24 protein-coding genes and 2 tRNA genes are annotated in these 26187 nt (G+C 55.9%); 15 read left to right on the top strand and 11 right to left on the bottom strand.

Annotated features, from left to right (window positions below; all coding sequences use genetic code 11):
* Window positions 1–233: 233 nt before the first annotated feature.
* From M8010_RS13395 to sthA, 9 genes are all read left to right on the top strand, one after another.
* Entirely contained in the window at window positions 234–1580 is a 1347-nt protein-coding gene (locus M8010_RS13395) for a Na(+)-translocating NADH-quinone reductase subunit A (RefSeq protein WP_250091951.1), read from the top strand.
* Between the two features lie 3 nt (window positions 1581–1583).
* The gene (locus tag M8010_RS13390; RefSeq protein ID WP_250091950.1) at window positions 1584–2789 is read left to right on the top strand and encodes an NADH:ubiquinone reductase (Na(+)-transporting) subunit B; all 1206 of its coding nucleotides are present in this window, start codon (window positions 1584–1586) and stop codon (window positions 2787–2789) included.
* The gene (locus M8010_RS13385) at window positions 2782–3585 is read left to right on the top strand and encodes a Na(+)-translocating NADH-quinone reductase subunit C (protein WP_250091948.1); all 804 of its coding nucleotides are present in this window, start codon (window positions 2782–2784) and stop codon (window positions 3583–3585) included. The genes M8010_RS13390 and M8010_RS13385 overlap by 8 nt, the downstream gene beginning before the upstream one ends.
* A gap of 2 nt (window positions 3586–3587) precedes the next feature.
* Window positions 3588–4253 carry an NADH:ubiquinone reductase (Na(+)-transporting) subunit D gene (locus M8010_RS13380; protein ID WP_250091947.1) on the top strand — a complete coding sequence of 222 codons (666 nt, stop codon included), beginning with the start codon at window positions 3588–3590 and terminating at the stop codon, window positions 4251–4253.
* Complete coding sequence (nqrE, locus tag M8010_RS13375; protein ID WP_250091945.1) at window positions 4253–4861, top strand: NADH:ubiquinone reductase (Na(+)-transporting) subunit E; 609 nt, start codon at window positions 4253–4255, stop codon at window positions 4859–4861. Before M8010_RS13380 ends, nqrE begins: the two co-directional genes overlap by 1 nt.
* 37 nt (window positions 4862–4898) lie before the next feature.
* Complete coding sequence (nqrF, locus tag M8010_RS13370; RefSeq protein ID WP_250091944.1) at window positions 4899–6125, top strand: NADH:ubiquinone reductase (Na(+)-transporting) subunit F; 1227 nt, start codon at window positions 4899–4901, stop codon at window positions 6123–6125.
* 9 nt (window positions 6126–6134) lie between these two features.
* Window positions 6135–7184: an FAD:protein FMN transferase gene (locus tag M8010_RS13365; RefSeq protein WP_250091942.1), complete on the top strand. Its 1050-nt coding sequence runs from the start codon at window positions 6135–6137 to the stop codon at window positions 7182–7184.
* Between the two features lie 14 nt (window positions 7185–7198).
* Window positions 7199–7447, top strand: a complete 249-nt coding sequence (gene nqrM, locus M8010_RS13360) for a (Na+)-NQR maturation NqrM (protein ID WP_250091941.1) — start codon at window positions 7199–7201, stop codon at window positions 7445–7447.
* A 119-nt stretch (window positions 7448–7566) separates the two neighbouring features.
* A complete protein-coding gene (gene sthA, locus M8010_RS13355) occupies window positions 7567–8958 on the top strand; it encodes a Si-specific NAD(P)(+) transhydrogenase (RefSeq protein WP_250091939.1) in 1392 nt (463 codons plus the stop codon).
* On the opposite strand, the gene M8010_RS13350 is transcribed toward sthA, so the two are convergent.
* From M8010_RS13350 to dusA, 5 genes are all read right to left on the bottom strand, one after another.
* Window positions 8932–9732 carry a glycerophosphodiester phosphodiesterase gene (locus M8010_RS13350; RefSeq protein ID WP_250091937.1) on the bottom strand — a complete coding sequence of 267 codons (801 nt, stop codon included), beginning with the start codon at window positions 9730–9732 and terminating at the stop codon, window positions 8932–8934. The genes sthA and M8010_RS13350 overlap by 27 nt on opposite strands.
* Window positions 9729–10856: a 3-deoxy-7-phosphoheptulonate synthase gene (locus M8010_RS13345; protein ID WP_250091936.1), complete on the bottom strand. Its 1128-nt coding sequence runs from the start codon at window positions 10854–10856 to the stop codon at window positions 9729–9731. Before M8010_RS13345 ends, M8010_RS13350 begins: the two co-directional genes overlap by 4 nt.
* 16 nt (window positions 10857–10872) lie before the next feature.
* Window positions 10873–11319, bottom strand: coding sequence for a tellurite resistance TerB family protein (locus M8010_RS13340; protein ID WP_250091934.1), 447 nt, complete (start codon window positions 11317–11319; stop codon window positions 10873–10875).
* Window positions 11320–11355: 36 nt separating this feature from the next.
* Window positions 11356–12321: a transaldolase gene (gene tal / locus M8010_RS13335; RefSeq protein WP_250091932.1), complete on the bottom strand. Its 966-nt coding sequence runs from the start codon at window positions 12319–12321 to the stop codon at window positions 11356–11358.
* Window positions 12322–12440: 119 nt separating this feature from the next.
* Window positions 12441–13511, bottom strand: coding sequence for a tRNA dihydrouridine(20/20a) synthase DusA (gene dusA / locus M8010_RS13330; RefSeq protein WP_284048116.1), 1071 nt, complete (start codon window positions 13509–13511; stop codon window positions 12441–12443).
* A 245-nt stretch (window positions 13512–13756) separates the two neighbouring features.
* Between dusA and M8010_RS13325 the strand changes: the two genes are divergently transcribed.
* A complete protein-coding gene (locus M8010_RS13325) occupies window positions 13757–14671 on the top strand; it encodes an AEC family transporter (RefSeq protein WP_250091931.1) in 915 nt (304 codons plus the stop codon).
* Here M8010_RS13325 and M8010_RS13320 read toward each other — a convergent pair.
* Window positions 14651–15607 carry a zinc ABC transporter substrate-binding protein gene (locus tag M8010_RS13320; protein WP_250091929.1) on the bottom strand — a complete coding sequence of 319 codons (957 nt, stop codon included), beginning with the start codon at window positions 15605–15607 and terminating at the stop codon, window positions 14651–14653. The genes M8010_RS13325 and M8010_RS13320 overlap by 21 nt on opposite strands.
* Before the next feature lie 162 nt (window positions 15608–15769).
* On the opposite strand from M8010_RS13320, the gene gltX reads away from it, so the two are divergent.
* From gltX to M8010_RS13305, 3 genes are all read left to right on the top strand, one after another.
* Complete coding sequence (gene gltX, locus M8010_RS13315; protein ID WP_250091927.1) at window positions 15770–17254, top strand: glutamate--tRNA ligase; 1485 nt, start codon at window positions 15770–15772, stop codon at window positions 17252–17254.
* Between the two features lie 112 nt (window positions 17255–17366).
* Window positions 17367–17442, top strand: a tRNA-Ala gene (locus M8010_RS13310).
* 7 nt (window positions 17443–17449) lie between these two features.
* Window positions 17450–17525, top strand: a tRNA-Glu gene (locus M8010_RS13305).
* Between the two features lie 207 nt (window positions 17526–17732).
* On the opposite strand, the gene M8010_RS13300 is transcribed toward M8010_RS13305, so the two are convergent.
* Window positions 17733–18605, bottom strand: a complete 873-nt coding sequence (locus M8010_RS13300; protein ID WP_250091926.1) for a 6-carboxytetrahydropterin synthase — start codon at window positions 18603–18605, stop codon at window positions 17733–17735.
* A gap of 110 nt (window positions 18606–18715) precedes the next feature.
* Between M8010_RS13300 and M8010_RS13295 the strand changes: the two genes are divergently transcribed.
* The gene (locus tag M8010_RS13295; protein ID WP_250091924.1) at window positions 18716–19327 is read left to right on the top strand and encodes a nucleotidyltransferase family protein; all 612 of its coding nucleotides are present in this window, start codon (window positions 18716–18718) and stop codon (window positions 19325–19327) included.
* Here the strand turns inward: M8010_RS13295 and M8010_RS13290 are convergent.
* The 3 genes from M8010_RS13290 to M8010_RS13280 all read right to left on the bottom strand — a co-directional run bounded on the left by M8010_RS13290 (window position 19310) and on the right by M8010_RS13280 (window position 22228).
* A complete protein-coding gene (locus tag M8010_RS13290) occupies window positions 19310–20410 on the bottom strand; it encodes a response regulator (RefSeq protein WP_250091923.1) in 1101 nt (366 codons plus the stop codon). The two genes, M8010_RS13295 and M8010_RS13290, sit on opposite strands and share 18 nt — an antisense overlap.
* 49 nt (window positions 20411–20459) lie before the next feature.
* Window positions 20460–21545, bottom strand: coding sequence for an MORN repeat-containing protein (locus M8010_RS13285; RefSeq protein ID WP_250091920.1), 1086 nt, complete (start codon window positions 21543–21545; stop codon window positions 20460–20462).
* A gap of 161 nt (window positions 21546–21706) precedes the next feature.
* Window positions 21707–22228 (bottom strand): hypothetical protein, encoded by a 522-nt coding sequence (locus tag M8010_RS13280; protein WP_250091918.1) that lies wholly within the window; start codon window positions 22226–22228, stop codon window positions 21707–21709.
* A 98-nt stretch (window positions 22229–22326) separates the two neighbouring features.
* Here M8010_RS13280 and M8010_RS13275 point away from each other — a divergent pair, with 98 nt between their 5' ends.
* Window positions 22327–25251, top strand: a complete 2925-nt coding sequence (locus M8010_RS13275; protein WP_250091916.1) for an insulinase family protein — start codon at window positions 22327–22329, stop codon at window positions 25249–25251.
* Between the two features lie 18 nt (window positions 25252–25269).
* Here the strand turns inward: M8010_RS13275 and ppsR are convergent, their stop codons facing one another.
* Window positions 25270–26085 carry a posphoenolpyruvate synthetase regulatory kinase/phosphorylase PpsR gene (gene ppsR / locus M8010_RS13270; RefSeq protein ID WP_250091915.1) on the bottom strand — a complete coding sequence of 272 codons (816 nt, stop codon included), beginning with the start codon at window positions 26083–26085 and terminating at the stop codon, window positions 25270–25272.
* Window positions 26086–26187 lie beyond the last annotated feature (102 nt).

Genomic DNA, 26187 nt, shown 5'->3' with positions numbered 1-26187 from the left:
TCGTTTTGCGATCGGGGTTTCTTTTTTTGCGCCTGTAAACCATTCTTTATTTACGTTCAGGCACAAACCCCACTGGGTTTCTGGTGGAAATAGTATTCCTTAATCTCTATAATTGGCGCGATTTTGGGTACGTCTGACACCCGCTTCCCATCGATTTCTGTACCAGGACACCTGGGCCGCAGAGTCGGGCGTTACAAATCCATCGAATAGTTTCTGATGATTGGATGAGGCTAATGATCAAGATCAAAAAAGGCCTGGATCTTCCCATCAGCGGCGCTCCTGAACAGACCATTACTGACGGCAAACCCGTTCGCCACGCGGCGTTGATCGGTTTTGACTACATCGGCATGAAGCCGACTATGGCTGTGAAAGAAGGGGACCGTGTAAAGCGCGGTACGCTGCTGTTTACGGACAAGAAGACCGAGGGCGTTCGTTATACCTCACCGGCTGCCGGTGTGGTCAAGGAAATCAACCGCGGTGAGCGCCGTGTATTTCAGTCCGTCGTCATTGAAATTGATGGTGACGACGCTGAAACCTTCGCGCGCTACAACGAATCCGATATTGCCGGCCTTGAGCGCCAGCAGGTTGTTGATAACCTGGTTGAGTCCGGGTTGTGGACGACGTTCAAAACCCGTCCGTACAGCAAGGTGCCGGAAATCGATTCGGCCCCGCACTCCATTTTCGTTTCGGTGATGGATACTAATCCGCTGGCCGCGGATCCCACGGTCATCATCCGTGAGAACGGTGCTGCGTTCGAGCAGGGCCTGAAGATTCTCACCAGGCTGACGAACGGCAAGGTGTTTGTCACCGGTAAACCTGGCTCGGATGTGCCGGTTCCGTCTGACGACAATGTGGAAGTGCACCAGTTCGATGGTGTCCACCCGGCGGGCAACGTTGGCACCCATATTCACTACCTTGATCCGATTGCTGTCGATAAGGTCGTGTGGAGCATTGGTTATCAGGACGTTATCGATATTGCGAAGCTGTTCGAAACCGGCGAGCTACCCGTAGAAAAAGTGGTGGCAGTGGGTGGGCCCAAGGCTCTGAAACCTCGTCTGCTTCGTACCCGGATTGGTGCCAGCCTTGAGGAACTTCTGGACGGTGAAATTGCCACAGACTGTGAGGTTCGCACCATTTCCGGTTCCGTATTTGGCGGCCGTCGTGGCGACGGACCCTGTAACTACCTCGGTCGCTTCGCCAACCAGATTTCAGTTCTGGAAGAAGGCTACAAGCGGGAGTTCATGGGTTGGCTGTCTCCGGGCCCGAACAAGTTCTCGATCCTGAACATCTACCTGTCGAAGCTGGCAGGGGGCAAACTGTTCAATTTCTCCACCACGACCAATGGCAGCGAGCGAGCCATGGTTCCGATAGGGGCCTACGAGCAAGTGATGCCGCTGGATATTCTGCCAACGCAGCTGCTGCGTTCGCTGATTGTCGGTGACACAGAAATGGCCCAGAAACTGGGGGCGTTGGAACTGGATGAAGAAGATCTGGCACTGTGCACGTTCGTGTGCCCGGGTAAATACGAATACGGTCCGATTCTCCGAGAGAACCTGACCCGAATCGAGATCGAGGGCTAACAGATGGCAATTCGACAGTTTCTCGATGGCATAGAACACCACTTTGAAAAAGGTGGCAAGTACGAGCGCTGGTATGCTCTGTACGAGGCCGTCGATACCATTTTCTACACACCCGGATCGGTCACCTCGACCACATCCCATGTACGTGATGGCGTTGACCTGAAACGCATCATGATTACGGTGTGGCTGTGTACGTTCCCGGCGATGTTCTTCGGGATGTGGAACATCGGCTTCCAGGCTAACAGTTACCTGGCGTCGAATCCCGACGCGCTGATGGGTGACGGAGGCCTGCGTACCGCCTTTATCAGCGCTCTGGCTGGCAATAATGCTGCCAGTATCTGGGATAATTTCGTTTACGGCATGGCGTACTTCGTACCCATTTACTTCGTGACCTTTGTGGTTGGTGGTTTCTGGGAAGTTCTGTTCGCTACCGTGCGTCGTCACGAAGTCAATGAAGGCTTCTTCGTCACTTCAGTGCTGTTCGCGCTGATCTGTCCGCCGACAATCCCGTTGTGGCAGGTGGCACTGGGCATCACCTTCGGTGTTGTGATCGGCAAGGAAGTGTTCGGCGGTACCGGCAAGAACTTCCTCAACCCGGCGCTGACCGGGCGTGCCTTCCTGTACTTTGCTTACCCGGCACAAATCTCCGGTGACACAGTGTGGACAGCGGTTGATGGATTCAGTGGCGCCACGGCGCTCAGCTGGGCAGCTAGTGGTGGCCTGGAAGCGCTGGAAACGCAGATTGGCTGGATGTCAGCGTTCATGGGCTCTATTCAGGGTTCCATGGGTGAGACATCAACGCTTGCTGTGTTGATCGGCGGTATTATTCTTCTGGTGATGAAGATTGCCTCCTATCGTATTGTCGGGGGGGTATTGATCGGCATGATCGCTATGTCACTGTTGCTGAACGTGATCGGCTCCGAAACCAATCCGATGTTCGACGTGCCCGCACACTGGCACCTGGTCATGGGTGGTTTCGCCTTTGGCATGATGTTCATGGCCACGGACCCCGTGTCTGCCGCCATGACCAACACCGGTCGCTGGTGCTTTGGTATCCTGGTGGGCGTTATGACGGTACTGATCCGCGTGATTAACCCGGCGTTCCCGGAAGGCATCATGCTGGCAATCCTGTTTGCCAACCTTTTCGCACCGCTGATGGACCACTATGTGGTTCAGGCCAACATCAAACGGAGGCTCGCACGTGGCTAAAGCTAAAGAAACTGTCTCCAGAACGCTGATGGTTGCGCTGGTGCTGAGTATTGCCTTCTCTGTGGTGGTTTCCACGGCAGCCGTCATGCTCCGGCCGGCGCAGGTGAAGAATCAGAACCTGGATATCCGTTCCAATATGCTGGCAGCAGCTGGTATGTTGGAGTCTGGTGCCAGCGCAGATGAGATAGAGGCGGAATTCTCTCGCTTCACAGTACGCCTTGTAGATCTTGATACCGGTGAATACGTGGATCCGTCCGCAGTCGGCGTTGAAGATCCTATGAAGTATGATATGTACAAGGCTGCTTCTGACCCTGAGCGTTCTACCAACATTCCTGCAAAGGAAGACAAGGCTGGCATCAAACGCCGTCCGAACATCGCCAAGGTTTTCACGCTTGAGGAAGACGGCGAACTGGTTCGTGTGGTACTTCCGGTCCACGGTTACGGCTTGTGGTCAACCCTTTACGGGTTTGTCTCGCTGGAAGGCGATGCCAATACCATTGAGGGGTTGGGCTTTTATGACCACGCCGAGACGCCGGGTCTTGGTGGTGAAGTAGATAACCCGCGCTGGAAAAGTCAGTGGGTGGGCAAGAAAGTCTACGGTGATGAGCTTGAGGAACCACAGATTCGTCTGGTCAAGGGTGGTGTGAGTACAGATGCAGCCGACAAGGAGCACAAAGTGGACGCGCTATCCGGTGCGACACTGACCAGCCGCGGTGTGGAAAACCTGGTCAACTACTGGATGGGTGATCGGGGCTTTGAACCCTACCTGCAAAAACTTCGTGAAGGGGAGGTCTGATCATGGCAGACGCTTCAGCCAAACAGGTTCTCTTCGAACCGATTTTCAGTAACAACCCGATCGCGTTGCAGATACTTGGTATCTGCTCAGCGCTCGCGGTGACCACCAGCATGAACGTGACGCTGGTTATGTGTGCGGCGGTTATTGCAGTTTCGGCCTTCGCCAACCTTGCGGTGTCATTGGTTCGCACGCAGATTCCAGGCAGTATCCGGATCATCGTTCAAATGACCATTATCGCCTCGCTGGTTATCGTGGTAGACCAGGTGCTCAAGGCTTACGCCTATGAGATCAGCAAACAGCTCTCGGTATTTGTTGGTCTGATCATCACCAACTGTATCGTCATGGGGCGTGCTGAAGGCTTTGCCATGAAGAACGGCCCCTGGTTGAGTTTCCTGGATGGCGTTGGTAACGGCCTGGGGTACTCGGTACTGCTTATCTTCGTGGCCTTCTTCCGTGAACTTCTGGGTGCAGGTTCGCTGTTTGGCGTATCCCTGATGCCGGTTGTTAACGAAGGTGGCTGGTACATTCCCAACGGCCTGTTGCTGCTGCCGCCGAGCGCGTTCTTCATCATCGGTCTGGCCATCTGGGGTCTGCGGACCTGGAAGCCGGAGCAGGTGGAAGAGCCCGAGTACAAGATGTCTCGCCACACCGTCAAGGAGGCCTTCTGATGGAACATTATATCAGTCTGATTCTGAAGGCTATTTTTGTTGAAAACATGGCACTGGCCTTCTTCCTGGGGATGTGTACCTTCCTGGCCATTTCCAAGAAGATTGAGGCAGCTACCGGCCTTGGTATCGCCGTTATTGTTGTACTGACGATTACGGTTCCGGTGAACAATCTTCTCTATAATACGATTCTCAGGGAAGGCGCGCTGGACTGGGCAGGTTTGCCGAACGTGGACCTGAGCTTTTTGGGACTGCTTACGTATATTGGTGTAATTGCCGCGCTTATCCAGATCATGGAAATGATTCTGGACAAGTATATTCCGGCGCTCTATGCGGCGCTCGGCGTGTTCCTTCCGCTGATTACAGTGAACTGTGCCATCCTCGGTGCCTCACTGTTCATGGTAGAGCGTGACTATACCTTTGGCGAAAGCGTGGTTTACGGGTTTGGTGCAGGTGTTGGCTGGGCTCTGGCTATCATTGCCCTGGCCGGGATCCGTGAAAAGCTGAAGTACAGTGACGTTCCCGAGGGCCTGCGGGGCCTGGGTATCACCTTCATTACGGTTGGTCTGATGTCGCTGGGCTTCATGTCGTTCTCAGGTATTTCACTGTAACCAATCCGGTGATTCGGTTTAACGAAAAGGCGAGACCATGAATACAGAAATTATTCTCGGCGTGGTCATGTTCACCGTTATCGTGCTTGCCCTTGTCGCGGTCATCCTCGCGGCACGGTCCAGGCTGGTAAGCACCGGTGATGTGACCATCGAAATTAATGATGATCCAGAGCACACGCTTAAGACGGAAGCCGGTAGCAAGCTTCTTGGTACTCTGGCTAATAACGGCATTTTCCTTTCATCCGCGTGTGGTGGCGGTGGCACCTGTGCCCAGTGTAAATGCAAGGTCCTGGAAGGTGGTGGCGCCATGTTGCCTACGGAAAAGACCCACTTTACCAATCGGGAAGAGAAGGAAGGCTGGCGCCTGTCGTGCCAGGTTCCGGTGAAACAGGACATGAAGGTTGAGGTGCCGGAAGAGTTCTTCGGCGTCAAGAAGTGGGAATGCGAAGTGTTGTCCAATCACAATGTGGCGACGTTCATCAAAGAGCTGATCCTGAAGCTTCCGGAAGGTGAGGAAGTGGACTTCCGGGCTGGCGGCTACGTGCAACTAGAATGTCCTCCCTATGAAATCGATTTCAAGGATTTCGATATCGAAAAGGAATTTCAGGGGGATTGGGACAAACACGATGTCTGGCGCTACAAGGCGATCAACAAGGAAGACACCATACGCGCTTACTCCATGGCAAACTATCCGGAGGAGAAGGGCGTTCTGAAGTTCAATATTCGGATTGCGTCACCGCCTCCGGGTACGGACCATCCGCCGGGCATCATGTCCAGCTATGTGTTCAACCTGAAGCCGGGTGACAAGATTACTGTGATGGGTCCGTTTGGCGAGTTCTTTGCCAAGAAAACCGACGCAGAAATGGTCTTCATCGGTGGTGGTGCCGGCATGGCTCCCATGCGGTCACACATCTTCGACCAGCTCAAGCGCCTGAATTCCAAGCGCAAGATCAGCTTCTGGTATGGTGCCCGAAGCGTGCGAGAGATGTTCTACGTCGAGGATTTCGACCAGCTTCAGGAAGAGTGCGACAACTTTGAGTGGCACGTGGCGCTTTCTGACGCGCTTCCTGAGGATAACTGGGAAGGCCCGACTGGCTTTATCCACAACGTGCTGTACGAAAAGTATCTGAAGGACCATCCGGCTCCTGAAGACTGTGAGTTCTATATGTGTGGGCCCCCTATCATGAACGCCTCCTGCATCAAGATGCTGAAGGATCTCGGGGTTGAGGACGAGAACATCATGCTGGATGACTTCGGGGGTTAATCAGCTCAGATGACATTCAGCATGACACGACCCGCCAGGGTGGTTCTGGTCAGCGCCTTTTGGGCGCTGGCCGTTGCCGCGCTGGCGGGTTGTTCGTTTCAAGATGAAGAAAAAATCTGGGAGATATCCGGGCCGGTGTTTGGCACGCAATACCATATCAATGTGGTATTGAAGGAAGACGCGGACCGGCTTGAAAAGCTGGCGGCTGGCATCGAGGAAACACTCGAAGAAGTTGATGCCTCAATGTCTACCTGGCGGGACGACTCGGAATTATCCCGGTTTAACCGCCTGGACGATCAGAGTCAGTGGACCGAGATCTCCCGACCACTTCATGAGGTATTGGTAACGGCCAGGGACGTGTCTGAACTGACCGGTGGCGCTTTCGATGTGACTGTCGGCCCGGTGGTCAATCTGTGGGGGTTCGGCCCTGATGCCCGGCCTGAGCAGGTGCCGGACGACGCTGAGCTTGCATCCAGAATTGAAAACATCGGCTATGACAAGCTTGAGATAAAGGATGAACCGCTAGCGCTGAGGGCCCGTCCAAACCAGTACGTTGATCTGTCTGCAATAGCAAAGGGATACGGGGTGGACGCGGTTGCGCGTTTCCTCGAATCCGAGGGCTTATCCGCCTATCTGGTGGAAGTTGGCGGTGAAGTCCGGGCTCAGGGGCGTAAACCGGACGATACAGCCTGGCGCCTGGCCATCGAAGAGCCGGTTTCGGAGCAGCGGGAAATCAACCGCGTGGTTGCCCTGGAGGGCCAGGCGATGGCAACCTCGGGGGATTATCGTAACTATTACGAATCGGAAGGGCAGCGGTTTTCACATACAATAGACCCCAAGAGTGGCAAACCGATCCGTCACAATCTGGCGTCGGTCACGGTTATAGCTGACGATTGCATGAATGCAGACGCTCTGGCGACGGCCTTCAATGTTATGGGGTTTGAGCAGGCAAAGGAGCTTGCCACACGTGAAAACATTGCCGCCTATTTCATAGTTCGGGGTGAAGACGGGTTTGAAACGGATTACACACCGGCCTTTTCCTCGTTCCTGACAAATTAACGGAGAGACCTCCTATGGGTACTTTTCTGCTGGTTCTGACAATTGTTGTACTACTGGTTGCTGGCATGTCGGTAGGCGTTATATTCGGCCGCAAGCCAATCAGTGGTTCATGTGGGGGCCTTGGCGCCATGGGTATCAGCAAATCCTGCGATATCTGCGGTGGTAATACCCAGAAATGCGAAGATGAGAATGAGCGCCTTGCGAATGAGGGCAAATCAGCGGAGTCGTTAACCTACGACGCCTCCAGCAAAACGCCCCGTTGATTCGGCGCCACCAGAACACTATAAAACGGGAGCCTCTGAAAAGCGCCTGTCTGGCCTGCGCGCGCGTGCAGGGTCTTTTCAGAGGCTCCCCCACGACGTAGATAAGGAGTCACTGCAGAATGGCAGAACATCATTACGACGTCGTCGTTATCGGCGCGGGTCCCTCAGGGGAAGGCGCGGCGATGAATGCGACGAAACATGGCAAACGTGTCGCGATCATCGAGGACAAGCCCACCGTTGGCGGTAACTGCACTCATTGGGGCACAATCCCTTCCAAAGCGTTGCGCCATTCGGTCAAGCAGATCATCACGTTCAACACCAATCAGATGTTCCGGGATATTGGTGAACCCCGGTGGTTCTCGTTTCCTCGCGTGCTGCAGAATGCCCAGAAGGTGATTGGTAAACAGGTAAAACTGAGAACCCAGTTCTATGCCCGTAATAGGGTAGATCTCATCAACGGTCGTGCCAGCTTTGTCGATGCCCACCGACTGGAAATTCGTGGCAACAAGTCCCACGAAATCGTTCATTTCAAGCAGGCCGTTATTGCTACGGGCTCACGTCCCTATCTACCACCGGATGTGGACTTCCGTCATCACCGGATTTATAACTCGGATACGATTCTCAATCTTTCCCATACCCCCCGTACGCTGATCATATACGGTGCCGGTGTTATCGGCTCGGAATACGCCTCCATTTTTGCCGGGTTGGGTGTGAAAGTGGACCTGATCAATCCGGGCAGTCGCTTGCTGACATTTCTTGATGATGAGATTTCCGATGCCCTGAGTTATCACCTCCGCAATAATGGTGTACTTGTCAGGCACAATGAAGAATACGAATCTGTTGATGGCGATGACCATGGAGTTGTGCTGTCGCTGCAGTCCGGCAAGAAAATTCGCGCGGATGCCTTCCTGTGGTGTAACGGCCGTAGTGGTAATACCGAAAAGCTGGGGCTGGACAACATCGGCCTTACGCCAAATGGCCGCGGACAGCTAGCTGTGGACGACCATTATCGGACTGAAGTGGAGAACATATACGCTGCCGGCGATGTTATTGGCTGGCCAAGTCTTGCCAGTGCCGCTTACGATCAGGGCCGGTCAGCGTCTTCCGATATCCTGAAGGATGATTACTTCCGTCGCGTAACCGACGTTCCGACCGGCATTTATACCCTCCCTGAAATCAGTTCTGTTGGCCAAACAGAACGGGAGCTGACCGAGGGGAAGGTGCCTTATGAGGTGGGACAGGCCTTCTTCAAGGATCTGGCCCGGGCCCAGATTACCGGCGATCCGGTCGGCATGCTGAAAATACTCTTCCATCGCGAGACGCGGGAGATTCTGGGCATTCACTGCTTTGGCGACCAGGCCGCAGAGATTGTTCACATCGGCCAGGCCATCATGAATCAGGAAGGCGAAGCCAACTCCCTGAACTATTTCATTAATACCACGTTCAACTACCCCACCATGGCTGAGGCTTATCGGGTGGCAGCACTAAACGGTCTGAACAGGATTTTCTGATTTCGTTCCGTCCGCCCTGGTTTGCCCTGCGGGCAAATGCAGGGCTGCTTGTGCCCGATTATCGAAGTACATGCGCGTGCTGGTCGGGTAATCGGTGATAATGCTGTCGACACCCTTGGCTTCAAGCTGAAGCATGTCGTGGATGCGGTTAACGGTCCATGTAGACACGTGCATACCCCTTCGGTGGGCATCGCTCACGATTGCTTCTGTGCAGATGCGCCAACCGATGCACAGAAAGTCGCAGTGCAACCGGGCCGCCGCATTCACAGGCCTTGGGAATTTCCGGTCAGTAACCAGACCAATACGCACCTTCGTGTCCCTGCGACGAGCTTGCTGCAGAAACCAGTGATCAGAAGAGGTGATCACAACGCGGTTATACAGGTCGCGGCGCTGAATCACCTCAATCATGCGGTTACAGAGAATGTTCAGGCGATGGCGACTGTCTTTTTTTACTTCCAGTTGCAACTGCTCAAAATCGGGATATTCATTGAGCAACGTTTCCAGCGAGGGAATTCCGACAGCCCGCGGCCAGGATATACCGCTTCGCCGGGCATCCATTGCCGCAAGCTCTTCGGCGGTGTAACTGCCAACGTTGCCCTCATGGCCCGTTGTGCGGTCCACCGTAAGATCGTGAATGATAACCGGCTTACCGTCTTTGGACAGGACCAGGTCCAGCTCGAAGTTCCGGACACCATGACGGTAAGCATGGGTGAATCCGGCGAGGGTGTTTTCCGGGGCTTCTCCCTTTGCGCCCCTGTGCCCATAAACGATCATTCTGTAGCGGATTCCTTCAAACGGTTGTAAATTTGCTGGCGTTTCTTCCAGGTGTCATGACACAGCTGGATGTCTTCCAGGTACGCTGGCAGTTCTCGCATCAGCAGGGCCTGTGGGCCATCCACCAACGCTTTTTCCGGTTTGGGGTGAAAGTCCACCAACACCATGTTGGCACCGGCAATCACCCCCTGAGCCGTGGCGTGCATGACGTCCAGAACGCCATCTGGTGCCCTCTCACGGCTGCCTACCGAGTGGGATGGGTCAACACACACCGGCATGCGGGTAAGCCGTTTTACCGCGGGCACGTGGGCAAAGTCCACCATGTTGCGATGGGGCTGCCCCGCTTCGGTTTTCATGCCGCGCAAGCAGAAAATCACGTTGGCGTTGCCTTCGCTGGCAAGGTACTCGGCCGCGTTCAGTGACTCGTTCAGAGTGATGCCAAAGCCGCGCTTCAGCAGCACCGGATAAGTTGACTGGCGGCCAATGGCTTTGAGCAGCTCGAAATTCTGGGTGTTGCGTGTACCGACCTGCAGCATCACACCGGTGGGTCGGCCCAGCTGTTCCAGGCAGTGGTCGATTTCCTCAATATGGCTCTCATGGGTGATTTCCATGGCAATCACCTTGATGCCATGTTTGCCGGCCTTCTCGAATACCCAGGGCAGGCAACCCTTGCCATGCCCCTGGAAAGAGTAGGGGTTGGTGCGGGGCTTGTAGGCACCCATGCGGGTACAGACCTGGCCGTTGTCTTCCAGAGCCTGCATCATCTGTTCCACGTGCTCGGGGACATCGACGGCACACAGCCCGGCAAAGATGTTCAGGTTGGACTGATCGAAGGTGACACCATTGTAGTTGAAACCATTCTGACGGCGGTCATCCTTGTGGCGACCCAGTATCCGGTAGTCGTCCGAGATGCGAATAGCCCGCTCGACTGCCGGAAGGGCCTCGATTTCGTCTTTGTCCAGGGATTTGGTGTCACCCAGCAGATAAACCTCGGTGAGGCGCTGCGTGGCACCCTGAACCTCATGAACCCTGACTGATACACCGGGCAGATTCTCGAGAAAGTGCATGGTCTGGCGATAGGCTTCGCTGTCCAGCGTGGTATCAGGGTGGAGAATAGCTAACATACTTGCTCCTTAAGTTTCAGTTAGCGCTTTCGGCGCGATAACGGGCCTGCATGAATTCCCGGTGGTTCAGGTGCAGCAGGTCAGCCATGCGGCGTATCATGTGTTCCTCATACTTGTCGATGCGGCCGTCGGCAAAGGCCACCCTCCAGATACTCTCAAGCAGTACCTGTTTTTCTTCCTGGCTCAACTGCTCGTTGATCAGGCCAGTAAATTCGTAAAGAGAGGTGGCGTCATCGGCATGGCTCAGCGCGTCCTGGAGGATGTCTTCCGCCTCTTCCCGGGTAACCTGATGGGCGCGGACCGCGCATTCGATGATGGTTTTCAGCTCCTGCTGGTCTTCGTCATTGTCTACCCTTGACAGCTGGACCATAAGCGCTGTGGCTGCAATCGCCAGCTGGTGGTTGTCGGGCTGTGTCGGTTCGTCTTCGGATGAGCCAAACAGGTTCTTCAGGCGCTCAATCATGGTAATGCGACTCTCCTCGCGGTTACTGCTGCCGGGTCAGGCAGCCTGAGATAGCCGGCGGACGCGTTTTTCCAGTTCAATCTGGTCATTGGTGAATCGGCGGATGCCGTCTGCCAGCTTTTCTGTGGCCATGGCGTCTTCATTGGATTCCCAGCGAAACAGGCGTTCATCGATATCACCGGGCCTGTCAGAACTTGTGGCGCCTTCGGCCGACAACTGGCGGGGCAGGGAACCGGAGTCGTCGTCCAGTTCCTGCAAAAGCGCCGGGCTGATGGTGAGCCGGTCACAGCCCGCCAGCATCTCGATTTCACCGGTATTACGGAAGCTGGCACCCATAACCACGGTTTTATAGCCATTGGCCTTGTAGTAGTTGTAAATGCGGCTTACCGATTGTACACCCGGATCTTCTTCTGCCGGGAAACTGTCGCGGCCGGTCGCGGCCAGGTGCCAGTCCAGTATACGGCCCACGAACGGTGAGATAAGGAAAGCGCCGGCATCGGCACAGGCGGCGGCCTGGATGAAGGAGAACAGCAGCGTCAGGTTGCAGCGGATGCCTTCCTTTTCCAGTTGCTCGGCGGCACGGATGCCTTCCCAGGTTGAGGCGATCTTGATCAGTACCCGGCTGGTGTCCATGCCAAGATGGTCGTAAAGCTCGACAAGTCGGCGGGCGCGGGTGAGGGTGGCGCCGGTATCAAAGGATAGCCGTGCGTCCACTTCCGTTGAGACCACGCCCGGAATGCGGCCAAGAATCTCTTTTCCGGCCAATACGGCCAGCATATCGGTGGCATAAGTTAACTGGTCGGCATCGGAACCACCCTGCCTTCGGGCGGCTGCCACGGCTTCATCCAGCATCGGGCGATAGGCGTCGGAGGCCGCAGCTTTGAGGAGCAGTGAAGGGTTGGTAGTGGCGTCTTGGGGTTTCCACTGGGCTATAGCGTCCAGATCACCAGTGTCAGCAACCACGGTGGTCATGGCTTTGAGTTGTTCGAGCTTGCTGGTCATTCGTCCTGTCGTCCTGATTGGTTTTTTATTGATCGCCCGTATCGCGGGCGCTGAAGGTCATGTGACTACAATAACGGGCTGCTCTGACAGGAACAAGACAGTAAAAGGTATCGGGACGTTCAGGCAGGTGCGGTTGAAGCGTCAGTCAATGAGCTGGCAGGCTCCGGAACCCTGGCCATGGCTTGCTCGATAACTTCAATGCCGGAACCCGGCTTGTGGGCATTCTCACTGATGTAACGCCGGAACTGGCGGCCTCCGGGCTGACCATGGAACAGTCCCATCAGATGGCGGGACATATGGCTGAGGTAGACCCCACGGTCGAGTTCATCCTGAATGAATGGTAATACCGCGCGCAGAGCATCATGCCGGGATTGGGCCGGCCCGGGCGCTCCAAAAAACTCATTGTCCACACCGGCCAGCAGCCAGGGGTTGTGATAGGCTTCGCGGCCAAGCATGACACCGTCGGTATGTTCAAGGTGTTGCCGGCATTCATCAAAGGTCTTGATGCCGCCATTGATGATGATCTCGAGATGAGGGTAACGGGCTTTGAGCCTATACACCCAGTCGTATTTCAGTGGTGGTATGTCCCGGTTTTCCTTGGGGCTCAGCCCTTCCAGAACGGCAATGCGCGCGTGGACGATAAAAGTGCGGCAGCCGGCCTGGGAGACCTTTTCGATAAACTCGCACAGATCTTCCCAAGACTCACGGCCATCAATCCCGATACGGTGTTTTACCGTTACCGGCAGGCGCGTGGTATTGATCATCGCTTCTACGCCCTCAGCCACCTTGTCGGGATGGCCCATCAGACAGGCGCCAATCATGTTGTTTTGTACCCGGTCACTGGGGCAGCCAACGTTCAGGTTCACTTCATCAAAACCGTATTGTTCCGCCAACGCCGCGCAATGGGCCAGTTCCTGCGGATTGCTGCCACCCAGTTGCAGCGCCAGCGGGTACTCCGCAGGTTCATGCCGCAGGAAACGCGCGGTATCGCCATGGATCAGCGCGCCGGTGGTGACCATCTCGGTGTACAGTAGAGCGTGCCGGCTGAGTTGACGGGCCAGGTAGCGATAGTGGGAGGTTGTCCAGTCCATCATTGGCGCCACGCAGAATCTTCGTGACGGCCCGAAGTGGGTGTCTGTAGGTCTTTCCGCTGTCTGTTCCGGTATGTCTGTGGTGCTAATCGTGCTCATTAACTGCCCAATCTGAATCTGTCTGCCATTCGTCGCTGAGGTCAGCGGGTTGAATGAAAAGAGTCGTTATTCTATCAGGAAAACTGCCCCCCTTGCCGTAGGGCTTTAGCGAAACACGGGACACTTTACAGTTCTTGATCAGGTGCGCAGGTGAGTTGATTTCAGCATTGCTGGAAGTCTACAGTAAGCTCTCGTCGAGCACCGCACAGCTGATGCGGGAACACCTTTCCAGAGAGTAATTTTCAATGCCGGTAATGGTACAGGCGCTGATGCCTGTGTTTGTGCTGATTCTTTTGGGCTACCTTTTCCGGCGCTGGCATTTTCCCGGGGATGATTTCTGGTTCCAGGCCGAGCGGTTCACCTACTACGTGCTCTTCCCGGCAATGCTGATTTTCAAGCTGGGCCAGGCCAGGGTGCCGGCTTCTGCCTATGGCGATATCCTGATATTGATCGTGGCCATGCTGGTGGCCATGACGGTGTTGCTGTTCGCGCTATGGTGGGTCTGGCGTTGGCCCGGGCCGGTTTTTTCCTCCGTATTCCAGGGCGGCATTCGCTTCAACTCCTACGTTGCCCTGGCGGCGGCAGGCATGTTGCTCGGGGATGAGGGGCTGTCGCTGATCGCCATAGCGATAGCAGTGAAGGTTCCTCTACTCAACCTGCTGTGCATACTCATGTTTTCGCTGGTCGCCGAAAAGGGCGCGGTAAAACTTAAACCCGTACTCAAGGCCATTGTTTCCAATCCGCTGATTATCGGCTCCGTGGTCGGGATGGTCTGGAGCTACTTCCAGATCGGATTCCATCCACTGATGGCCGGAATTCTGGAGCCATTGAGCGATCTGGCCCTGCCGCTCGGCCTGATGACTGTTGGCGCTGGTCTGCAGCTCAAGGCGCTGCGTGGTGCCTCAATGCCGTTTCTGGTCTCTTCGACCGCCAAACTGGTGGTTTTCCCGTTGTTGACGGCCGGCCTGGCGCTGCTTTTGGGGTTGGAGGGGATGATGGTGCAAGTGGCCGTTTTGCTGGCCGCCCTGCCAACGGCCACGTCTTCCTACATACTGGCGCGTCAGCTGGGTGGTGACGCGCCATTGATGGCGGGGATTATCAGTGGTCAGACATTGCTGGCCATGGTGACTATCCCACTATTACTGGGCATTCTCTGGTAAGCACTTGAGTACCGCATCAGCCAGGCCATACTGGAAAGCAATGTAGCCGTCGCGGTCGGGCTCAATATCGGTCGCTAACGGGTCCCAGGTGCTGAAGGTGATATCCAGACCTTCAGTGATCGAACGCCACCATTGGCGATTGAACTGGGGTTCCGTCAGCAGGCAAGGCTGATTGGCCTTCTGCAATTTCTGTTGTACTTCTGCAATATGCCTGGCCCCCGGGGAGAGTTCGGGGTTCAGGGTCAGCACGCCTTCCAGCGTCAGGCCATAGTGCTCCACGAATCGCGTGAATGCATCGTGGTAGGTAAACAGGTCGATGTCTGCCACTGGCTTCAACCGGCTGGTAATCTCGCTTTCGGCTTCGGACAGCCTCTGCTCAAACCTGTTCAGATTGGTATCAAGTGCCGCTACGTCTGCGCCATCCTGCCGCGCCAGTATGCTGTGAATATCCCTTGCCATATCCAGTGCCAGTGCCGGATCCAGCCAGATATGGGGATCTTCTCCGGCGCCGTGGTCATGACCATGATGACTGGTTTCTTGCTCATGCCCGTGTCCATGGTCGTCATGGCCATGGTGATCGTCATCCGTATCGACTTCGGGTACGTTTTCTCCGTGCATGAGGGAATGGGTGCGGTTACTGAATTCGTTACCGCTGAGCAGCCGTGTCAGAAAGGTTTCCATTTCCGGGCCAACCCAGAAAACGGCATCGGCGTTTGACAGTGCCCGGCGTTGTGAGGGCTTCATGGAGTAGTTGTGGGGGCTGGAACCGGGAGGTACCAGCGTGGTGACTTCAACATCGTCCGTCGCCACAGCCTTTACCAATAACTCAATGGGTTTCAGTGAGGTGACAATTTGCGTGGCCGCGAGGGCATTGGCGGCTCCGAGGAGCCCGGCAAATCCCAGCGCGGTGGCGCCTGCAAAGCGTTTGGCGATCATATTCGGTGAGTCCTTTAAAATTAAAGATACGTTATAATATAACATTTTCAGGCTTGGATGAAGCGGATTTACCGGCGCCCATGCGAAAACTGGCTGTGGCCGGTATAATGCGGGGCTTTTAACGCACAGCCTTCATCAGGCAGTAACCTTCAGGATGTTTTCATGACCGTACGCACCCGAATCGCACCGTCTCCCACCGGAGACCCCCACGTTGGTACCGCCTTCGTGGCGCTGTTTAACCTGTGCTTCGCCCGGCAGCATGGCGGACAGTTTATTCTGCGGATTGAAGATACGGATCAGGCCCGAAGCACCGAAGAGTCGGAACAGGATATCCTGCAGGCGCTACGCTGGCTGGGGCTTGAATGGGACGAGGGGCCGGATGTGGGTGGCCCCCATGGTCCCTACAGGCAGTCGGAGCGCAAGGATTCCTACCGTCAGTACGCGTTGGACCTGGTTACCAAAGGGCATGCCTTTTACTGTTTCCGTACACCGGACGAGCTGGAGGCCATCCGCGAAGAGCGTAAGGCTCAGGGTCTGAATCCCGGAATTAAAGGTGATCTGGAGCTGCCGGAGGAAGAGGTCAAGCGCCGGCTGGATGCCGGCGACCCTTATGTGATCCGCATGAAGGTGCCGGAGACTGGTGTTTGCGAGATTGAAGATATGTTGCGCGGCACGATCGAGATCGACTGGTCCCAGGTGGACAGCCAGATCCTGCTGAAATCTGACGGCATGCCCACTTATCATCTGGCCAACGTTGTGGACGACCATCTGATGGATATCACCCACGTGTTGCGTGGTGAAGAGTGGATCAACTCGGCGCCCAAGCACAAACTGTTGTATGAGTACTTCGGTTGGGATATGCCGGTGCTGTGTCACCTGCCACTGCTGCGCAATCCTGACAAGAGCAAGCTGTCCAAGCGCAAAAACCCCACCAGCATCAATTTCTACGAGCGCATGGGCTTCCTGCCCGAAGCAGTGACCAACTACCTTGGCCGCATGGGCTGGTCCATGCCCGACGAGCGCGAAAAATTCACCCTGGACGAAATGATCGAGAACTTTGATATCCAGCGGGTTTCCCTGGGGGGGCCGGTTTTCGACGTGGAAAAACTGCGCTGGCTCAACGGCCAGTGGATCCGCGACGAACTCAGCGACGACCAGTTCATCGAGCGCATGCGCCAGTGGTGGTTCAACGAACAGGCGCTGCGGGACCTGGTGCCGCACATCAAGGGCAGGGCAGAAGTGTTCAGTGATGTGGCGCCCATGGCGTCGTTCATGTTCTCTGGCATGCTCAATCTCAAGCCGGAAGACTTCAGTCATAACAAGCTTGAGGAGGCTCAGGTCAAGCGTGTTCTCCAGTTCACGCTCTGGAAGCTGGAAGCCCAGCGTCACTGGAGCAAGGACAACATCTTTGCTGACATCAAGACCCTGGCCAAGGCCATGGAGCTGAAAATGGGTGACTTTATGTTTGCCATCTTTGTCGCCATTGCCGGTACGCCCAACTCCTGGTCCGTCATGGATTCCATGGCCATCCTCGGCCCGGACATGACCCGTTCCCGCCTGCGCCATGCTCTTGAGTTGATGGGCGGCTTCTCGAAAAAGGAAACCAAACGGGTGGAGAAGGAATACGCAGCTTTGCTCGCTGAGTAACCAGATTGATGGAATAGTAAACGGCCCGGACAGGGATGTTCACGAAACTGAAAAAACGTTGGAAAAAAGGTTGACGCCCCAGGGGCCGATCCTTAATATACGCAGCCGTTGAGGGGCCATAGCTCAGCTGGGAGAGCGCAACACTGGCAGTGTTGAGGTCAGCGGTTCGATCCCGCTTGGCTCCACCAATTTCTAGTCCCCTTCGTCTAGTGGCCTAGGACTCCGCCCTTTCACGGCGGCAACAGGGGTTCGAACCCCCTAGGGGACGCCAATACGGCTTATCGGTTTAGTCCACCGGTCAGCCATCAAAAAAACCGCCTTCGGGCGGTTTTTTTGTTAGGGGTCTGTCCCCATTTATCCTCATCAGTCAGAGATCTCCGGGGGTCTGTCCCTGCGTGGACTGACCCATACATACTGACCAGTCAACAAGTCACCCGCTAGCTCCGATGAGAAGCCAGCTGGGTCAGTGTAAATGGGGTCAGTCCCCGTTCGGGGACAGACCCCTTGAGGCAATCGCACCCTTACCAACCCCTTCGTAGGCCTTTACCCGAATAACATCCTCCGGATACTCGGCTTTGAGTTGCTCGGCAATATGCGCTGCAATCAGCTCTACCGTGGTGTCGGTATCCAGCATGTACACACGGCTTTCTGGCAGTGTCAGCGAAAACTCTCCCTGGTTCGCCTCGTATTCGAAGGTCACGTATGCGGTGCCGTCTGCGGCCACCTGGCGCTGTGTCACGTCCTCCTCGGAGCCCACATAGATATCCTGCCAGAGCTTCGCCCAGAGATTTTCGAGATTGCGGTCCCGGTGGCCGTTTCGGTCAATGCGGATGGGAGAGCGATGCCCGTGAGCAATCCGCTGACAGTTGCCCAGATGTTTTTTCAGGCCATGGACATAGTGGTAATAGGCGCCCTCAATCACGTCTTCCCGGAGCGTAATCTCCACGTCTGTCACATTGGCTGGCAGCACTGCGACCAACTCATGCTCCAGAAGTCTGGCGACCGCCGAAGGCACGACTCTCTCGGAGGACAGCCAGACTACCGCCTGGTCCGGGGACTGGTGGACAATATGGGTGCCGTCTTTCAGGCGCCACAGGAAACGATCCGGCTCATCTTCATTCCACTCAAGACCGCTGTAGCCCCGCGGAATCACCAGGCGGTGATCCACGCGCTCATCGATCACCCGTTTTATGGTGCGCTTGACGTTGCTGAAATCAAACACCATGCCCTGGTCGTCCAGCTCGCCCCCAAGAACCACATCAGCAATCCAGCTTTCACCTACGAGCCCGCGTGTAGCGTCCAGGTAGGCGAAGTCGATAACCGTCAGATTGTCTACGAAAAGGTGGTTCATCAGAGAAGCCTGGGGAGATGAAGTTGATTGATGGGCGAATTCTAGCAAAAATCCGCCAACGCTCGCAGCTTTGTGTATGGTGCATGGCGAAAACAACTGAGCAGGTAACAATGGAGAAGACCGACGCAGATCGCAATGATGCCTTTCCCGTACTCGTATTGGCCGCCGGAGCTTCGCACAGAATGGGTGGGTCAAAGGCGTTGTTGCCAGTACATTCAGGTACGCTGCTGGATCACGCGATTGGCCAGGCAAGGCAGCTCGGTGCGCCGGTTACCGTTGTTGCTGGCGGCTGGTACCCCCTGGTGCGTTATCGCTGCCGTGTGCAGCCATCATCCTGGGTTTTTGCGCAGAACTGGCGAATAGGTATGTCGGCATCACTGAAGGCGGGCTTGGCAAGCCTTGCACCCGGGGCAAAAGGTGTGTTCGTTGTGCTGCTGGATCAGCCCCTGATAGAAGTTAATTCGTTGCATGCGTTGGCGGATGCCGCCAGGAACAACCCGTCGCAACCCTTTGCCGCAGATATGCAAGGCAAGCCGGGTGCGCCCGCCTATATTCCCAGGCGTTTGTGGCCGCAGGTTATGATGCTGGAAGGTGACAGGGGGGCAGCTGGTGTGCTGGCGGGAAATGGCGCTGGCCGGATAGCCATGGCTGGCGCCAGCCTGGATGTGGATACACCCGCAGACTGGCACCGCGTCAGGCGACGATTAGCCGAACAGCCCTGACAACCAGGCGATGCCCACTGCGAAAATGCCCAGGCTGGCAGCCAGGCCCATGGTGTAGATGCGTGATGTGGTCGAACGCTGCTGGGATACAAACAGGTCGATCGTGCGCTGGGCGATGTCTTCGGCGGTTTCCCGGGAAATCTCATGAGCCTGCTGTATGGCTTCTGATTGCAGGGTCTGCCAGAACTCGGTGTCGATGGTTTGTACGCTGGTGATGTGGTCCTTCAATTCTGCCATGTGGTCGCTGGTAAACCCGGTATTGCGGGACAGATCCTTGCGCAGCTCGGCCAGCTCCCGGGTCAGGTTCAGGTTTACTTCCGCTGCCACATCGTCACAGAGGTTGCGCGTGCGCTCTTCGACCATACCTGTGACAGCGTTCAGGCGCTCTTCCACGGCGGCTTCCTGCCTTTTTGCAGATTCGTCCAGTGCGCGCTTGAGGTGGTCGAACTGTTCGTCAAACAGAGAGCTGAGGAGTTCGTGCAGGCGATTGTTGATGTGGGTTTTCACTGCCGAGCGGGCAATCTGCTCGATCAGATCGCTGGTCAGTGGAACCACTTGGGACCCGCTGCCGTTGCCACCGGTATGCGTTTTACCATCGGCTTGTGGCGACATTTCTACCGATGCATCAACGGGTATGTCCAGCGGGCTTTCCTCAGTGGCATCGGCAGCGACGTCCAGCTCCGGTGGCTCAGGAAGATTGCCATCAGTCACGTCGCTGTCGAGCTGTTCCAGAACCAGGCTCAGGCCTTCAGTGTGAGGCGGTTTGGTGAGAATATTATAGACACCGAAATTTCGGGCCTCCTCCATGAATGACGGTGATTTCTTGGAGGTGCACATAATGATGGGGATGGTGGCGGTTTCCGGATTGCCCTTGATGGCTTTCGTGGCTTCCACGCCGTTCATACCTGGCATCAGGTGATCCATGAAGATCACATCCGGGCGAATGTTGGAGCTAAGGAAGTCCAGTGCCTCCTCTGCCGAGCCGGCCATGTTTACTTGCATGTCCCGGCCTTCCAGCAGTTTGCTCAGGGCAAATCGAGCCACTTTCGAGTCATCCACCAGGAGGGCGTTCTTGATCGCCATGTCACAACCTCAACCTTTACTGCATGTGTGTTCATTATCGGGCTGATGCTTACCAGCCTTCCAGTTTCGGGCATTGGGTCGCCCGATAGCTCTTGTCCCGATAACAAACACCGGGTTCCTTGGTCCGGGCGGTGAATACCTCCCCGGCTGCCGTTGTCAGGCGAACCTGTCCGTAGGGTTCGCCATACCGGAAGGTCGCTTCAATCGAACTGCCATTGGGATTGCGCAGCAAACCCTTGCCGTGGAACGAACCTTCAATGTATCCGCCTTCGTATTTCTTGCCGTCGGCAAACACTTCCTGGCCTTGGCCGTGAAATTCTCCGTTTGAGAATTCTCCCTCGTAACGCCGCCCGTCCGGATAGGTGAGGGTACCTTCGCCGTGAAACTCGTCGTTGCGGAACCCGCCTACATACAGCGTGCCATCCGATGTCGTGAGCGAGCCATGCCCGTTCAGTTGTCCCTCGGACCACTGCCCGGTCAGAATGTCATTGTTGGCAAGCCTGAGTGTGCCCTGGCCATCAAATTCGCCAGCCACGAAGTGCCCTTCGTAGCGCAGGCCATTGGCATCTTCATAGGTGCCGTCGCCGGTTTTAACGCCGCCTATCCAGGTACCGTCGCGGTATTCTACCCGGGTGTAGGCATCCAGTTTGCCAACAAGTGTCTTTTCATTGCCGGCCGAGAGCGCCACCGTTTGCTGCCAGGGCTTATAGCCTTCCTTGCTGATTACAACCTCGTATTGGCCGGCTTCCAGTTCCAGATCCAGCCGGGTGGCGCCATACTCCTTGCCGTTGATGGTGACTTCATCACCGACCACATTTGAACGCAGCACCAGCTTACCCGTTGTCGGGCGGGGTTCTTCAGGTTGCATTGGAGATGCATCAGTGCCGGATTCGGGCATTGCCGAGGGTTGCTCAGAGACAGCCACCAGCTTTGGATCGTCTGGCAGCTCGGGAATAAAGAAAGGTTCGGCAGCAGGTTCTTTAGAGTTGTCCTGGTAGAGTTCCCCGGTCTCTGGCTCACTGGCCACGGTATCCGTATTCATGGACAACTCACTGCGTACCGACGCAAAGCCTGCTGTCACCAGAAGCATCAGCGCCAGCGCGTTAACGAACAGTAGCGGTCTGAAATCGACCATGGGAAACCTCTCAATTCTGCATTCCTGTGTGACTTCCAATGCCCCGTCTGTTTCGTTGTCGTTCTTCAGCAGGAATCAGGGATTACACAGCCTAATCTTACCCAGCCGGGGCAATGTTATGTAACAGAAAGTCACTGAAGTTCACGAGAATGCAGGACAAATCACACTTTCTCCGGAAGCTGGTCATGGTTGAGCTGCTCCCAGGAACGCATGTACACATCCGCCTCGTACCGATAGGGGGATTTGAATGGCGTTAGCACAAAATCGAATACCAGAAAGAAAAATCCGACAGATCCCCAAGCGATGGCCAGCGTACTGATAGTATTAGCCTGCACTTCCGGATTTGCGTCGACGAAACTCTCAAGCAAAGGGATCAGGTCGGATGCCATGACCACGGGGTTGAAGCTGGAAAGCACAAACGGTATCCAGAAAGCGAGAAACACCGGGAAAAAACCGAATGACCACAGCACCCTGCGAAGCAGGTATATGCCAATGGCGCGCCAGTAACGCTGCCTGATCTCGGGGACCCGGCGTATGCGCTCCAGGTACCTGCGGCGTTCGTCCCAATAGGCGGCCACTTCTGGGGCATGAATATTCTGGCCCTTGCTGGTTGGCTTTTGACCGGGCCCGGAAGTACTCCTGGCGGTTTCCGGAGGTTGGTTACCCTGAGTTTCAGTGGTCATGGATTCGGCTACTGCCTTGTGGTGTCTGGTTAGTGCATGATAGTAGAAAGTACGTGTTACCCTACAATCCCCATTTGGTTAAAGACAGGATAGTTTTAATGGCGGCAGTGATCGAGAACACAGTCCATCCGGCGTTTGAAATGCTACGCAGCCACCGGATCAGCACGCTGAACGTGACCGTTGAAGAGTACCGTCACCGGAAAACCGGCGCCCGCCATCTGCACCTGGCGGCAGACAACGATGAGAATGTGTTCTTCGTTGCGCTGCGGACCTTCCCTATGGACTCCTCCGGGGTGGCCCATATCCTGGAGCATACTGCGCTTTGTGGTAGCGAACGATTCCCGGTGCGGGATCCGTTTTTCATGATGATCCGCCGTTCCCTGAACACCTTCATGAATGCGTTTACCAGCAGTGACTGGACTGCATACCCCTTTGCCAGCATGAACCGCAAGGATTTTGATAACCTGCTGACGGTCTATCTGGATTCGGTGTTTTTCTCGTCACTGGATCCCCTGGACTTCGCCCAGGAAGGTCACCGCCTGGAATTCGATACACCGGAGGATCCGTCCACGGATCTGGTTTACCGCGGTGTGGTATACAACGAAATGAAAGGTGCCATGAGCGCACCCACGTCCCAGTTGTGGCAGAACCTCTCCAGCCATCTGTTCCCGACTACCACCTATCACTACAACAGCGGTGGGGAACCAGACCACATTGTCGATCTGAGCTACGATGATCTGCTGCGTTTTTACCGTCACCACTATCATCCCAGCAATGCAATTTTTGCCACTTACGGCGATATACCGGCTCACGAACATCATCAGCGCTTCGAAGAACTTGCCCTCAAGCAGTTTGATCGTCTGGATGTGGAACTGCCGGTGCGGGACGAGAAGCGGATGTTCTCCCCGGTTCGTGTCGACCAGAGCTACGCCATCAGTGAGGGTGAGGAAACCAGCCACAAGACCCACATCGTGATGGGCTGGTTGCTGGGGCACAGCTTTGACCTGCAGGAAAACCTTGAAGGCCAGCTGCTGGCCAGTGTGCTGTTGGAAAACAGTGCTTCGCCATTGATGCGTGCTCTGGAAACCACGGATATCGGGCACTCGCCTTCGCCCATGTGCGGCCTTGAGGACTCCAACCGCGAAATGACTTTTGTCTGCGGCATCGAGGGTAGCGAACCGGACAAACAGGGCGATCTGGAAGAGTTGATCGAACAGACGCTGGCAAAAGTGGTGGAAGAGGGTGTCAGCCAGGACCGCCTGGAGGCCATTCTGCACCAGCTGGAGCTTCACCAGCGTGAGATTGCGGGTGACAGTTTCCCATACGGTCTGCAGTTGATCATGACGGCCATTTCGCCGATGGTTCATGGCGGTGATCCGGTGGAGCTTCTGGACTTGGAACCTGTGCTGGCGGACATGCGTGAGAAAATCCGGGACCCGAACTATGTGCCGGACCTGATTCGCAGCAAACTGCTTGAAAATCCCCACCGGGTTACCCTCACGCTACGCCCCGATGACAAGCTGGAAAGCCGCCGTCAGGCCGCGATTCGTGAGGCGTTGGCCCGACGCAAGGCCTCACTCACCGATAAAGAGGTTCAACAGATTGTCGATCGGGCCAGGGCTCTCGAAGAACGCCAGACCCGCAAGGATGATGATTCCATCCTGCCCAAGGTGGATTTGACCGATGTGCCACTGCAGTTGCCGGAACCCGAAGCGCGGTTTGACGGCGACATGTCGGCAACCATTTATGCGCGGGGGACCAACGGCCTGGTCTATGAACAGGTAGTTGTGCCGGTCCCGGATCTATCTGAAGCCGAGCTGTTGTTACTGCCGTACTACACCACGCTGATTCCGGAAGTGGGCTGCGGTAATCTGGATTACCTGCAGATGCAGGATCGAATTTCCGCCGAATCCGGCGGCATCAGTGCTTCCTTTACTGCCAAGGGAAAAATCGACGATGTGCAGGATTTGTCAGGCTACATTGTATTCAATGGTAAGGCGCTGGCCAGAAACCGCGAGGCGCTGACCCGTCTGTTAAAGGACGTGTTCGACGGCGCCCGTTTTGACGAAAAAGAGCGGGTTCGCGAACTGGTAGCCCAGATTCGTTCCCGCAGGGAGCAGGGCGTGACCGGTAGTGGTCATGCCCTGGCTATGGGCGCTGCTGCCCAGGGCCTCAGCGCCGGTGCCTGGCTGGCTTTCCGGCTCGGTGGTCTGGCGGCCGTTCGCGGGGTCAAGGCATTGGACAAATCACTGGACACCCCCGCGGAGCTAGACACGCTTTGCGAACGCCTCGCCGCGCTGCACGAGCGTATCCGGCAGCAATCCCGTGAATTCCTGCTGATTGGTGAGGAAGATCAGCTGGGTCCCATGTTGACGGAGTTGAAATCCATCTGGGGCGATACCAAAGCCGAAGCTGGCGAACCCTGGAAGCTGGCACCCGTCAGTTATCGGGCCCGTGAAGCCTGGCTGACCTCGACGCAGGTGAATTTCTGTGCCAAGGCTTACAGCACAGTTGCCATCGATCATCCCGATGCAGCTGCATTGACGGTGTTGGGTGGCTTTCTTCGCAACGGGTACCTGCACAGGGCCATCCGTGAGAAGGGCGGAGCCTATGGAGGCGGTGCTGGCCAGGACAGTGTTAACGGTATCTTCCGGTTCTTTTCCTATCGTGATCCGAGGCTGTCCGAGACTCTCGGGGACTTCGACACGGCACTGGATTGGTTGCAGCAAGAGCAGCATGACCCCCAGGAACTGGAAGAGTCCATTCTCGGAGTCATCGGCCAGCTGGACCGCCCACGCTCCCCGGCGGGTGCGGCCCGTCATGCCTTCCATAATCACCTGTTTGGTCGTACACCAGAGCAGCGCGCCCGATTCCGCGAGCGGGTACTGGAAGTGACCCTGGAAGACATAAAGCGGGTGGCGAAGGAATGGCTGAAGCCGGAGAACGCCAGTGTGGCGGTTGTCACCAGCTTCGAAAACCGCGACACCGCGGAGAAGCTGGGGCTGGAGATTCAGGAGCTGTAGGCCATTTCGCTGTCCGGGCTAACGGTTTCGTTTGAGCCCGGTAGTTACCATGATACGGGTGGATATCTCCTCTACGGAGTAGGCCGTGGTATTGAGGTAGGGGATGCGCTCCCGGCGATACATCAGCTCGATTTCCTCGATTTCATGCATGCATTGCTTCAGGGACGAGTACCGCGAATTGGGCTTGCGCTCATTGCGGATGATGGCCAGTCGCTCAGGCTCGATGGTCAGCCCAAAGATTTTTTCCTTGTGGGAGCGTAATGCTGATGGCATCCGCTGGTCTTCCAGATCCTCCTCGGTGATCGGGTAGTTGGCAGCCTTTACGCCGTATTGCAGTGCCAGATACAGGCAAGTGGGAGTTTTGCCACTACGGGATGCGCCTACGAGTATCAGGTCGGCTTCGTCATAGTGACGGGTGCGCGCACCGTCGTCGTTCGCAAGTGCGAAGTTGACGGCTTTGATCCTTCGTTCGTAGCTGCCCTCATTGTTGATGGCGTGGGACTTGCCGACGGTGTAGGACGAAGACGACCGTAACTCCTGCTCAAGCGGGCTCAGGAAGGTGCCAAAGATATCCACCATGAAGCCTTCTGCACCGGAAATGAGATCCCGAATGTCGCTGTTTACGATAGTGTCAAAAACCAGTGGTCGCGAGCCGTCTACCTCGGCTGCTTTATTGATGCGCTTGACCATCTCCCGGGCTTTGTCAGCGTCATCGATGTATGGCACGGTAATGCGCTCGAATTCGATTTTCTCGAATTGCGCCAGCAGGCTGTGGCCGAGAGCCTCGGCGGTCAGCCCGGTACCATCGGAGATGAAGAAAGCGGTTCTTTTCATGGCGTGTAGTCCGGCTCCGTAATTGGCGGGTTCCCTAGGTAATTCCCACAGGTTACAGTATCATACACGCCAAGTTCGAGAGCCCGCAGTGGAGAATGCAGG

This window comes from Marinobacter sp. ATCH36 (genome assembly GCF_023555055.1).
Taxonomy (GTDB): domain Bacteria; phylum Pseudomonadota; class Gammaproteobacteria; order Pseudomonadales; family Oleiphilaceae; genus Marinobacter.
This window is presented reverse-complemented; position numbering and strand designations above follow the sequence as displayed.